We start from the raw sequence: 13139 nt of genomic DNA, 5'->3' as shown, positions 1-13139 counted from the left end.
AATCGCACCTCTTTTTTACCCCGTGATTTTTCACGCTTCATTTTTCCTACTTAAGGTTCAATATGAATAACAATTTACTCTACTTGGTTGAAGATAAACCACCCTTCGGCTTAAGTTTACTGCTTGCCGCTCAACACTTGCTGGCCGCCCTGGGCGGGATCATTGCCGTGCCATTGGTCTTGGGCAATGTTCTCCAACTTCCAACAGAAGACACCATCATTTTAGTCAATGCCGCCCTACTGGTTTCAGGTGTAGTAACCTTTATCCAATGCCGTGGCCTTGGCCCCATTGGTATTCGCCTGCCAAGTGTGATGGGCACCAGCTTTACCTTCGTGGCCGCCGCTCTTGCCATTGGCTTTAGCGATGCTGGAGTAGGCGGGATCTTAGGGGCTTCCCTTGTCGCTTCCCTCGTGATGATTATCGGCAGCTTCTTTATGCCCTACATCCGCAAGCTCTTTCCACCTGTGGTCACGGGAACGGTAGTGATGATGATTGGCCTTAGCCTCATTCCTGTGGCAGTGGACTGGTTCGCCGGTGGCCAACGGGGTGATGCCAACTATGCCAGCCCAGAAAACCTCATGATGGCGACCTTTGTTCTTATCCTCGTAGTCGCCTTGGTCCAATGGGGCAAGGGGATTTTCGCAGCTTCTGCCATTGTGATTGGTATGATGGTGGGGTATGTGGTCGCCCTCTTCTTGGGTTGGGTAAACTTTGATGGCGTGAAAAATGCCCAACTGTTCGCCCTGCCGCAGCCCCTTCACTTTGGCCTGTCTTTCCCGATTTCAGGCATTATTGGCATGAGTATTGCCTATTTGGTGACCATTGTTGAGTCCAGCGGTAACTTCCTAGCCCTGGGCAACGCCACCAAAACCGAAATCACCGGCAACCACCTACGGGGCGGCGTGCTTTGTGATGGCTTGGGTTCAGCCCTGGCAGCGGTTATGTCCACCACGCCATTTTCTTCTTTCTCACAAAATATCGGCGTGATTTCCCTCACCGGTGTGGCCAGCCGTTATGTCGTGGCACTTACAGGCGTCCTACTTGTCCTTGCTGGCCTCTTCCCTGTTTTCGGTGCCTTGATTGTATCTATCCCGCTCCCAGTCCTAGGCGGCGCAGGCCTGATGATGTTTGCCATGATCATCGCAGCAGGCATCCAAATGCTAGACAGCATTGAACGCAGCAAACGCAACGGCTTGATTATTGCCATTTCCATCGGCTGTGGCTTAGCCGTTACCACCCGCCCAGAACTCTTGGACAAACTACCAAGCTTCTTCAAAGAAGTCTTTGGCTCAGGCATTACCGTGGGGGCTATCTTGGCCTTGGTCTTAAATTTGGTGCTGCCTCAAGATAAAAAAGCAGCTTAAGCCAACCCTTCTCCATCAAAAAACCTCTACAGGACTGCCCGTAGAGGTTTTTTAATAGCGCGTTTTATTCTTTAACCGGCACAATGCGTGTGGCCAGGGCGCCCTTATCCCCGTTGTTAAACTCGAAATGCACCTTCTGGCCCATTTTTAAGGAACGGTATCCCTCCCCCTCAATTGCTGAAAAATGCGCAAAAATATCTCCCTCAAAGCATTCTGAGGTAATAAATCCAAACCCTTTGGCATTATTGAACCATTTGACAAATCCAAGTTCCATACGCTGTTCCTTTTGTGTGTTAATCCTGGGCAAATTTTAGTAAAAATGCCTAAATCCACAATAGAAAAAAGTCAAAAATTCGGACTAGATCACAAAATTTTTGTAAGTAATGTGAACCAAGTCACAAAATTTTTTCAAGAGCGTCCAACAAGCGGGAGAAATTGGGGCTTTTCTTGCAAAATACTTTGCCGTAGAATGGCAAAAAATCTCCCTTTTTAGACCGCTTGTTATGCCCTATTCTTTCCTTTCTCGCCCAATTTTTTGGATTGGGCTGGCTCTGCTTGCCTTTGCCTGCCTACCCGCTCAAGCCCTACATTACGGCTTGTTGAAATCAACAGATCAGGAAATTTATCAGGCCATGGGCTGGACAAGTGTCAATCTTAGCTGGTCTTGGTTTGGCCTCTTGGCAGCCTACCCCCTCATTCCCACCCGTTTTCGCCTAGCCTATTTGCTGGGCCTGGTGACCTTTATCCTGCTTTCTGCCATCTTCAACCAATTTCGTTTTGGCTATGCCATCAGTTTTTTAAGCCTCAGCCTGCTGGCCCTCATCACCCAAGAGCTGGCCAAACGTCATCTCCTCAAGGGCGATCATTTTATGATTGCCAGCCTACTGACCTTGCTGGCAACCATTACGATCTTTATTCTTTACCCCATTCTCAGCCTCTTTTTAAGTGCCTTTGCTGGCCAAGAAGGAGCGCTTTTCGGCTCGCTTTCCCCAGCTTACCTAAGCAAAATTATCCTCAATTCTCTCAATGTTGCCCTGACAGTCGGCCTGCTTTCCACCTTCTTAGGCCTGCTCTTTGCCCTCTATACCCACCGCATAGCCAAAAGCAGCCAGGCCATCAGCAAGATATTTTCCCTCTTGCCCTTGGTCACGCCGCCCTTTGTGGTTGGCCTGGGGCTAACCCTCATGCTGGGCCGCTCGGGCTACCTAACCCCTTATTTGATGGAATATGGCGGCTTGAGCCAAAACTGGCTCTACGGCTTTACTGGCATTGTGATTGCCCACACCCTGGCCTTGACCCCCATCGCCTTTATGTTGATTGAAGGGGCGCTGAAATCCCTCAATGCAAGCATAGAAGAAATGGCCCACACCCTCAAGGCAGGCCCCTATCAGGTCTTTTTTACCATCACCCTGCCCCTGCTCAAGCCCGCCCTGGCCAATAGCTTTTTGGTGGTCGTCATTCAATCATTGGCTGACTTCAGCACGCCCATAGTCTTGGGCGGCAGTTTTGATGTCATCGCCACCCAAATTTATTTTTATATCGCCGGCGTTCAGGTCGATTATGCCGCTGCCAGCGGGCTAGGCTCTCTGCTCTTGCTCTTTTCTTTTGGGATTTTCTTGCTCCAATACCTCTGGATCAGAAAGGGATCGTATGTAACCGTATCGGGCAAATCTAGCCGTAGCCTAGGCCTGCCCCTGCCTGCTTTGATGGCCTTTTTCATTAGCCTGCTTTTTAGCCTCTGGGCCTTGTTCAACCTCAGCCTTTACGGCAGCATTTTTTACGGCAGCTTCACCCAAAACTGGGGTATAAACCACACCCTAACCTTGGATCATTACCGCCAGCTTTTCGGCCAAGGCCTATCCCAAGGGGCTTTTCCCTCTCTAATCCAAACCCTGATTTTCTCCGCCCTGGCTGCGCCTATTACTGCGCTTATGGGCTAATACTGGGCTATATTATGGTTCGCCAAGATTTCAAGGGGAAACAGAGCTTTGAGTTTTTGGCCCTGCTCTCCTTTGCCCTGCCCGGCACGGTGGCAGGTATCGCCTATGTGCTGGCCTTTAATCACTCACCGATTTACCTGACTGGCACGGGCATCATCATTGTGATTTCCATGGTTATGCGCAATATGCCCATCGGCATGCGGGCCACCATTGCCAGCCTCAAGCAAATCGATCAGCATCTCGACCAAGCCTCCCTCTCCCTGCGAGCCGATAGCCTCAAGACCTTGTATTTTGTGGTCTATCCCCTTATCAAGCCCGCCTTTTTTTCGGCCCTGGTTACCAGCTTCGTCCGCTCCATGACCACCATCAGCGCCATTATTTTCCTCGTCACCCCAGACACCCGAGTGGCCACCACCTTTATCCTCAACCGTGTTGAAGACGGCGACTACGGCCTAGCCGTGGCCTACGGGTCTAGCCTGATTATTTTAATGATGGGCTTAATTCTTTTGCTGGAAAAGGGGTTGATGGGAAAGCAGAATAATATTTAGCCATCTAGCCTAAACAGGCAATTTTTATTTGACAGAGGACCAATAAAAGAGTATTTCTATACAGGTTTTTCGTTTACGAAAAGAGAGGTGCAACACGCAGGTAGTTTTTGTGAGGTGACTAGGCCGTTTGAAGCAAAAATGAGGGGCGTGCTTGCCGAGGTGTGATTTCACTAGATTGGTTTGATCATCGGCTGAGCAGGTTGAATCCTATCAGCTGTCATTTGTGAAAACAAATGGAGAGCTCTACGTTCCGCAAGGCAGTCATGCCCCATTGAACCTTGCTCAAGGTTTCCTTTCCCCGATTTCACTCAAATTTTAGTTTATTTTTTTATAGGAAGTTTTTTATTATGTCTCATCTTTCTGTGGCTAAATTTGGTGGTACAAGCGTTGCTAATTTTGATGCAATGTCCCTGTGTGCAAATATCGTAACAGCAGATCCTAACACCAAGGTGGTGGTCTTATCCGCCTCTGCCGGTGTTACCAACTTTTTGGTGGAGCTAGCCAACGGCTGCGACAAGCCTCGCCGTGAGGAAATCTTACAAAGCGTTCGCACCATTCAATACAATATCATTGAAAAATTGCAGAACCCGCAAGCCGTTGCGGCCGATGTGGATGCCTTTTTAGACCATATCGAAGCCCTGGCCGAATCTGCCAGCCTGGCCACCTCCAATGCCTTAACCGATGAACTTATCTGCCACGGCGAAATGATGTCCACCAAGATCTTCACCCAGCTCTTAAAAGAGCGTGACTACCCTGCCGTTTGGGTGGATGTGCGTGAAGTCGTAGCCACTGACAGCAACTTCGGCAAGGCAGCCCCTAATGATGAGAAAACCCAGGCCCAATCTGATGCCCTTATTAAGCCTTTGATTGCAGAAGGCAAGATCGTCATTACCCAAGGCTTTATCGGCCGTGATGATGAGGGCAAAACCACCACCCTAGGCCGGGGAGGCAGTGACTATTCTGCCGCCCTTTTAGCGGAAGTCCTCAATGCCAACGATGTCTTAATTTGGACAGACGTAGCCGGCATCTACACCACCGACCCACGCATTGCACCAAAGGCCCAACGCATTGACACCATGAGCTTTAACGAAGCCGCTGAAATGGCTACCTTCGGGGCAAAAGTGCTACACCCTGCTACACTTTTACCTGCCGTTCGCAGCAATATTCCTGTTTATGTTGGCTCAAGTAAGGCCCCAGAACAAGGCGGCACCTGGGTAACCCGTGATCCACAACCTCGCCCAACCTTCCGAGCCATTGCGTTACGTCGTAACCAAATTTTGGTCACGCTTTCTAGCCTCAGCATGTTGCATGCTCAAGGCTTCTTGGCTAACGTGTTCAATATCTTGGCCAAACACAAGATTTCAGTGGATGTGATTACCACATCAGAAGTCAGCGTTGCCCTCACCCTAGACAAGACAGGTTCTGCCTCTTCTGGGGCAGAAATGCTTTCTCGTGAACTCTTGGACGAGTTAAGCAACCACTGCAACGTGCAAGTGGAACAGGACTTGGCCTTAGTTGCTATTATCGGCAACAACCTCCACACCCAATCCGGCGTGGCCAAGCAGCTCTTCCAAACCCTGGAAAACCACAATATCCGCTTAATCAGCTACGGGGCCAGCACCAACAATGTTTGCACCCTAGTACGTAATGATGAAGCCGATGAAGTGGTGCGTGGCCTGCATTTGGCTCTTTTTGAATAAGCCTTTTTAGGGCGTGTCCTCAATTTGAAAACGAGTCGGTTTTTCGAGCAAAAAACGACAGATACGAGGAAAAAAACGCAGCCAAATAGACATTTGGCGAGTATTTTTGACGAAGTAGATGGCGAGTTTTTGCTGAAAATACCGCCGTGAGCAAATTGAGGACACGCCCTAGCTTAACTTCTTTCACAAGCGGTTCAATTTGCAAAAAATCTTGCAGATTGAACCGCTTATTTTTTGCTATAATCCGCCCTTTCAATAAGAAGGAAAAAATATGTTTGAAATCAACCCCTTAAAAAACCAACTCGCTGATCTGCTCCAACGCACCAATGTGCTTCGGGGTATCTTTGACTTTGACCACAAGGTCGAACGCTTAGAAGAGGTTAATGCCGAATTAGAACAGCCTGATATTTGGAATGAACCCGAAAAGGCCCAGGCCCTAGGCAAGGAGCGGGCGGCTCTAGAGGCCGTGGTAGATACCATCAAGGCCCTTGATCAGGGCATTGAAGATGCAGAAGGTTTAATTGAGCTGGCCCTTGAAGCGGAGGATGAAGAAACCTTCAATGAAGCTGTGGCTGAGGCCGCCCAACTGGAAGAAAAATTGGCCCTGTTAGAGTTCCGCCGTATGTTTAGCGGCCAGCATGATGCGGCCGATTGTTATGTGGATCTCCAAGCGGGATCTGGTGGAACAGAGGCCCAAGACTGGACGGAAATGCTCCTGCGGATGTACCTGCGTTGGGCTGAAAGCAAGGGCTTTAAGTGTGAACTGATGGAAGTGTCTGACGGCGATGTGGCCGGCCTTAAGTCTGCGACAGTTAAGGTCTCAGGAGACTATGCCTTTGGTTGGTTGCGGACAGAAACCGGCATCCATCGCCTGGTGCGGAAAAGCCCCTTCGACTCCAACAACCGCCGCCACACCTCCTTTGCTGCGGTCTTTATCTATCCTGAAGTGGATGAGGATATTGACATCGAAATCAACCCGGCTGACCTGCGGATTGACGTTTACCGGGCTTCAGGGGCGGGCGGCCAGCACGTCAATAAAACCGAGTCTGCTGTGCGGATCACTCATATGCCATCGGGCATTGTGGTTCAGTGCCAGAACGGCCGTTCCCAGCACCAAAACAAGGATCAGGCCATGAAGCAGCTCAAGGCCAAGCTCTTTGAGTTGGAAATGATGAAAAAGAATGCAGAAAAGCAGGCCCTGGAAGAAAGCAAGTCAGACATCGGCTGGGGTAGCCAAATCCGTTCCTATGTGTTGGATGATGCCCGTATTAAAGATCTCCGCACTGGTGTGGAAAACCGCAATACCCAGGCGGTACTGGATGGCGACTTAGATAAGTTTATCGAAGCCAGCCTAAAAGCGGGTTTGTAACCATAAAAACAGGGAGCTAAGCTCCCTGTTTTTACATGAAAAATGGGCTCGACTTATGCTTCGCCTAATGGTTCGACAAGCTCACCAACCGGCTCAGCAACCGTTCCCCCTATCCTGTCTTAATCCATCTCCGCCATCAAGCTAGCATTACCCCCGCTGCGGTGGTGTTAATGCTAACCGATTTTTCATGGATAAGCGGCAGCAAGGAGCTGGCCAGCTCAAAACTTTCCACATAGGTGAGAATGGCACCAGCACGTTCTGCATAATGAGCCTTTTGCTCAGCTGTGAGCGGGTCAAGCACGATCATGAGGCTCAAGCCTTCCACGCTGTTTAGCTCAGCCACCAAGAGATAATCCCCTAAAAGCTTAGCGTAATGAGCCAATGGTGCACTGCTTTCCACCACGGCCTTGGCTCCAACGCTGGCAATCAGGGCTAAGGCCTTAAGTTGCTCAACCAGAGAACCCTGGCCGATGGCGATATAGTGGCGGGCGACCAGCTCCATATAGTTGGTTTCACCGGTAATGCCCTGCATATTAAAGATCTTGCCAAGCGGGGAATTTTGGGCCGATTTTTGCAAGAGAGCTAGGATTTCTTCCTGCTCTTGGCCGGTGGTTGGAATGCTGCGGATAAGGTCGCTCAAGCGGCTGACATCCAGGGCCTTGCCTCCTGTCAAGTTTGGCAGCTGCCAGGCTTGACGATTGACCAAACGTTGCAGATAGAGTGGGCCACCCGCTTTCGGGCCAGTGCCTGACAGGCCCATGCCGCCAAATGGTTGCACACCCACAACCGCCCCCACCGTATTACGATTGACATAAAGGTTACCGGCATTGATGGTGTTGAGCCAAGAATCGATGGTTTCATCAATTCGGCTATGAATGCCCGAGGTTAAACCAAAGCCACTGGAGTTGATTTCGGCCATGACCTTGGCTAGATCCTTGGCCTCATAGCGAATAACGTGCAGGACTGGGCCAAAGACCTCGTGTTTGAGGCGGCTGATGGAGTCGATTTCAAACATGGTCGGTGGCACAAAGATGCCGTTAGCATTGACTTCAGGATCAATGCTGACCTGATACTTGTCCTTGGCGATCTTGCTCATGTCCTCAATATGGGCCAGCAAGCGGGCCTGGGCGGTTTTGTCGATGACTGGGCCTACATCAGTGGTCAGGTTTTCTGGCTTGCCGACCTTGAGTTGGGCCATGGCACCCTTGAGCATATCTAGCATATGCGGGGCCACATCGTTTTGGAGGTAGAGCACCCGCAGGGCCGAACAGCGTTGGCCGGCCGAGTCGAAGGCGGAGTTAAGCACATCTAAGACCACCTGCTCAGGCAGGGCGGAGCTATCCACAATCATGGCATTTTGGCCGCCAGTTTCAGCAATCAGCGGCACAATGCGATCTTGTTTGGCCAGATTGCGATTGATGTTTTTAGCAGTGTCAGTTGAACCGGTGAAGATGACGCCAGCCACTCTTGGATCTGAAACCAAAGCCGAACCAATCACCTTACCGCTGCCCGGCAAGCATTGGAGCACACCTTGTGGAATGCCAGCCTGGTGGAAGAGTTCCACCGCAAAATGAGCCATAAGGGAGGTTTGTTCGGCTGGTTTGGCCAGCACCACATTACCTGCCACGAGTGCAGAAGACACCTCGCCCACAAAAATGGCCAGCGGGAAGTTCCAAGGGCTAATGGCCACCACAATACCCCGTGGGCTTTCGGCCTGTTCTGGCTGGTTGCGGCTCTCTTCTGCATAATAACGGCAGAAATCCACCGCTTCCCGCACCTCGGCGATGGCATTATTGAGGGTCTTGCCCGCCTCACGGACGGCCAAATCAAAGAGGATTGGCAGGTTGTATTCCATTAAGTCTGCCATCTTGTCTAGGCATTCAGCCCGCTGGGCTTTTGGTGTCGCCGCCCAGCTTTCCCGCACTTTTTCAGCTTCGGCAAAGGCCGTAGCCACATCATCAGCTGTGGCATCAAAGACCTGGCCAACCACCATAGACTGCTCGGCAGGGTTAAGCACGGCACGGCTCTCGCCCGCTGGTTTGGCGCCATTGCCTAGGAGTGGGTAAGCGGTCAAATTAGTCTGATTTTTTGCAAATTCTAGGGCTTCTTCCAAGGCCTTGAGTTGCACCGCATCGGTTAAATCATAGCCTTTGGAGTTGGCTCGCTTGTCGCCGAAAAGCTCACGAGGGAAAGGAATTTTCGGGTGCATCGTGCCCGAGGTCTGTTCAGCCTTGGCCACTTGGTCGCCCACCAAGGAATCAATGGACACATTTTCATCCACGATTTGGTTTACAAAGGAGCTGTTGGCCCCGTTTTCAAGCAAGCGGCGAACCAAGTAGGCCAGCAAGGTCTTATACGATCCCACTGGGGCATAAATCCGGCATTGCACGCCCAAGTTGTCCTTGCCCACAATTTGATCGTAGAGGGTTTCGCCCATGCCGTGCAGACATTGGAACTCGAAATCCTTGCCCTTGGCCAGGTGGTAAATGGTGGCCAGTGAGCGAGCATTGTGGGTGGCGAATTGTGGGTAGATGGCATCTTGGGCATCTAGCAAGCGTTTGGCACAGGCGATGTAGGACACATCAGTATGCACCTTGCGGGAGAAGACTGGGTAATTGTCTGCCCCTTCGGCCTGAGCCAGCTTGATTTCAGCATCCCAATAGGCCCCTTTCACTAAACGCACCATAAGGCGGCGGCCGTGCTTGCGGGCTTGTTCAATCAAATAATCCACCGCAAAACGGCAGCGTTTTTGGTAGGCTTGAACCACCAAGCCAATGCCCTTGAAATCGGCCAAGTCTGGATCTTGAATAAGTCTGTCAACCAAGTCAAAGGAAAGCTCTAGGCGAGCGGCTTCTTCGGCATCAATATTCAGGCCAATATCGTATTGCTTGGCCAGGAGGAAGAGATCTTTGAGTTTTGGATAGAGTTCATCTAGCACACGTTGGTGTTGCGACAGGCTATAGCGTGGGTGGATAGCCGATAATTTGATGGAAATCCCCGAGGACTTATAGACCCCAAGGCCGGCGGAGAGCTTGCCCATGGCGTGAATGGAATTGACATAGTCTTGGTAGTAGCGGTCGGCATCGGCTTCAGTCAGCGCCGCTTCGCCCAACATATCGTAGCTGTAGCGGAAGCCCTGCTCGAAGCGTTTTTCGCCGTTTTTAATGGCCGCTTCAATGGTTTCGCCAGTTACAAACTGCTTGCCCAACATCTGCATGGCCAGCTCTACACTCTTACGAATAAGCGGCTCTCCCCCCTTCTGAATGGCCTTGCCTAGGCTAGAAACCAAGCCCTTTTCCTGTTTAGGCGAAATGACCTTTCCTGTCACTAAAAGCCCCCAGGCGGCGGCATTCACAAAGAGAGAGGGGCTGTTGCCTAAATGGGATTTCCAGTCGCCACGAGAGATCTTATCCCGAATCAGTTTGTCGGCCGTGATGCTATCTGGAATACGGAGCAAGGCTTCAGCCAAGCACATCAGTGCCACGCCCTCCTCACTGGAGAGGGAAAACTCCAACATCAGGGCATCTACCCCGCTGGATTTTTTACGAGAATCCCGCACCTTGCCCACCAAATTTTTGGCCAGTTGAGTAATGGCGGCCTGGTCTGCCTGATCAATTTTGGCTTCAGCAATCAGTTGCTGCATCAGGGTTTGCTCATCAACACGGTAGTGCTGGCTGAGGGTTTCACGAATTGTTGTATTTTGTGGAAGGAGTTGATAAGTCATAATTGCCTCTAATGGTTAGGTATATACTTACAAGCGGTCATTTTTGCTGGATTTTTTGCAAAACCAAGCCGCAGCCGCCAATAATAAAAATTGCACCGAAGATTTGTTGTATAGAAATGCTTTCTCCCAAACTGACATAAGCCACCAAAGCGGTGGAAAGGGGAATTAAGAGTTGAATAATGTTAAAGGCCACAATGCCCTTTTGCTGCACGATAAAAAAGGCCAGGAGCATACCGGTTAGCATGCCATAAACACCAGCCAATCCTAAGGCCAGCAACATAGGTGAGCTTACATGAGTTAGCTGGCTTAAAATATCGGTTTGCCAAGCCCAAAGCAGATAAATCAAGCCTGAAATACTGGCCGTAAAGGCGGAAATCACAATCACATTAACCTGCTTGGCCAGGGTTTTAACCACTAAATTCTGCACCGCTTGAATACAAATGGCGATAAGGAGGTAAAGGCTACCTCTTAAACTAACCTGCCCCAGCTCCCCACCTGACTTGTTTAAAACAAAGATAAGCGAACCGACAATAGCCAGCCCACTGCCCAGATAGAAGCCCCAGTGCTTGATTTTAGATCGTTCATCAGGATAAACCAGAGCCGCCACAAAAATAGCCAAAGGCATGGCTAGAATGCTAAAAATACTGCCTGATAAGGCTGAGGTTTGCTCCAGGCCACGGATAAAAAAATACATATTGGCCGTCATAAAGCCGCCAACTGTTAGGAGGGTAAGCAGCAGTTTAGGCGAATGAAAAATCTGTTTAAGGGTAGGCCTAAATTTCCAAAGGCAAATGCCAATAAAGACCAAACCGCCCGATAAGAATCGCACGGCATTGTTGTTGAGGGTGTTAAACTGGATGGCCATATATCGCATCAAGGGGAACCCAAAGCCCATTAGGATAATGTAGCTTAGACCTAGGAGGTAGGTGTTTTTGAAGGGGTTCATTGGGGTTCCTTTTCCGATGCTAAACGAACTACTGTACAACATAAACATCCTTTACATTTTTCTCTAAGGACATCGTTTACATTGTATGGTTAATATGCCAGCTACTTGCTGGAGTAATTTTCTTCTCTCGGTCATCCATTTGACCCAGAAAATGAAAACGGTAATAAATGTGCCAAATACCATCGGCGTAAGGCACAAAAGCAACGGTTTCTTGCTTTAAAATTTGGCTCAGGTAGTAAATTTCACCTTGCCAACAGAGTTCGCCACTGGGTTTAACTCGACGAAGTTCAACACCTTGACCGTAGTCATAGTCTTCAATCTTGCCGGTATAAATACGACTTGAGGGCTGATAAAGACTTGCTGGCGTCTGACGTTTTTTGTCATCATCAAGCAGGCTTTCGTGGCTACGCTCATGGTTATATTCGTGCACAAAAGCATCGAACATGGCCTGTTGGTCTGCAAGATTCCCTGCAATGGCCTCACGCTTGAGTAAACAAGCCTTGAGGCTACGGTGCATTCGCTCATGATGCCCATTTTGTTCGGGGTGGGCGGGGCGAATACGCTCGGGCCGAATGCCCAGGTCAATCCACCATTTGGCCAGCTTGCTTAAGCCACCCAGGGCAGTTGAGGCAAAGGGCGAGCCATTGTCGCTACGAATATTCCAAGGCAGCCCGAACTCGTAAAAAAGTCGTTCAAACTGGGCTTTTACAGGGTCACCCAAGGTATTGGGCAGGGCCTGACAAAGCAATAAGTAACGGCAAAACTGGTCGCTCACCGTTAGCGGGTAGCACCATTTCTGGTCACCTAGCTGGAATTGCCCCTTGAAATCCACGCACCAGGTTGTATTAGGGGCGTCACATTCGGCAAAGGGCAAGCTGTCTGCTGGCGTGTGACGGCGAACCTTGCGGGGCTTGACCAGTCCTGCTCGAGCCAAGATTAAATCGCCTGTGCTATCAGCCGGTTTCTTGGCTTCAGGAAAGCGTTGCTCAAACAGGTCAAGCAGCTTTTTTGCCCCCCAATCGGGGCGTTTGCGTCGCTCACTGACCAGCCACTCAACAATCCATTGTGGCGTGGCATTGGGCGAATAATGTGGCTTTCTGGATAGCTCTTGCAAACCAGGAAAGCCGCCTTGTTTAAAGCGTTCAATCCATTTATTGGCTGTTGGACGACTGATTCCGAACTGTTCACACAGGTCGGATTTTGTAAAGCGTTGGGACAACCAAGCCTTGATAAATAACGTTTTTTGTTCCATAGGATTCGTTTGTTTCCAAGCCATTTTCTTCACCAAAGATAAGATGTTTGGTGCGATTTTACGGCAAAGAATGTAAACGATGTCCTTGGGTTATGATGTAAAGGATGTTATCAGGTTGTACCCTACTCCCTCCCCCGCTTGCGGGGGAGGGCGGGGGTGGGGGGACTAACCTTAACAAGCGGGTATTTTTCTTAAATATTTTGCAAATATTTACCAAAATCCTACCGCTTTCTTGCCTGACGGCAATCCCCCCTCCCTAACCCTCCCCCGTAAACGGGGGTGGGGATTTTCCATAG

At 50.1% G+C, this 13139-nt stretch carries 6 protein-coding genes and 2 pseudogenes; 4 read left to right on the top strand and 4 right to left on the bottom strand.

The genetic code is table 11. The annotated features are described in order from the left end of the window. Positions 1–62: 62 nt before the first annotated feature. On the top strand, positions 63–1364 hold the full coding sequence (locus A4G20_06170) for a purine permease (protein QIW15945.1): 1302 nt from the start codon (positions 63–65) through the stop codon (positions 1362–1364). Positions 1365–1428: 64 nt separating this feature from the next. On the opposite strand, the gene A4G20_06165 is transcribed toward A4G20_06170, so the two are convergent. Then, entirely contained in the window at positions 1429–1638 is a 210-nt protein-coding gene (locus A4G20_06165) for a cold shock domain protein CspD (GenBank protein ID QIW15944.1), read from the bottom strand. A gap of 229 nt (positions 1639–1867) precedes the next feature. On the opposite strand from A4G20_06165, the pseudogene A4G20_06160 reads away from it, so the two are divergent. From A4G20_06160 to A4G20_06150, 3 genes and pseudogenes are all read left to right on the top strand, one after another. Beyond that, a pseudogene (locus A4G20_06160) lies at positions 1868–3852 on the top strand (iron ABC transporter permease). 347 nt (positions 3853–4199) lie between these two features. Beyond that, positions 4200–5552 (top strand): lysine-sensitive aspartokinase 3, encoded by a 1353-nt coding sequence (locus tag A4G20_06155; GenBank protein ID QIW15943.1) that lies wholly within the window; start codon positions 4200–4202, stop codon positions 5550–5552. A gap of 271 nt (positions 5553–5823) precedes the next feature. Then, the gene (locus tag A4G20_06150) at positions 5824–6921 is read left to right on the top strand and encodes a peptide chain release factor 2 (GenBank protein QIW15942.1); all 1098 of its coding nucleotides are present in this window, start codon (positions 5824–5826) and stop codon (positions 6919–6921) included. 119 nt (positions 6922–7040) lie between these two features. On the opposite strand, the pseudogene A4G20_06145 reads toward A4G20_06150, so the two are convergent. The 3 genes and pseudogenes from A4G20_06145 to A4G20_06135 all read right to left on the bottom strand — a co-directional run bounded on the left by A4G20_06145 (position 7041) and on the right by A4G20_06135 (position 12867). Beyond that, positions 7041–10645 (bottom strand): annotated as a pseudogene (locus A4G20_06145) (bifunctional proline dehydrogenase/L-glutamate gamma-semialdehyde dehydrogenase). Positions 10646–10682: 37 nt separating this feature from the next. Next, positions 10683–11591: a transporter gene (locus A4G20_06140; GenBank protein QIW15941.1), complete on the bottom strand. Its 909-nt coding sequence runs from the start codon at positions 11589–11591 to the stop codon at positions 10683–10685. A gap of 76 nt (positions 11592–11667) precedes the next feature. Further along, positions 11668–12867, bottom strand: coding sequence for an integrase (locus A4G20_06135; protein ID QIW15940.1), 1200 nt, complete (start codon positions 12865–12867; stop codon positions 11668–11670). Between the last annotated feature and the right edge of the window lie 272 nt (positions 12868–13139).

The sequence above is a fragment of the Pasteurellaceae bacterium RH1A genome, from assembly GCA_012221805.1.
GTDB lineage: Bacteria > Pseudomonadota > Gammaproteobacteria > Enterobacterales > Pasteurellaceae > RH1A.
This window is presented reverse-complemented; position numbering and strand designations above follow the sequence as displayed.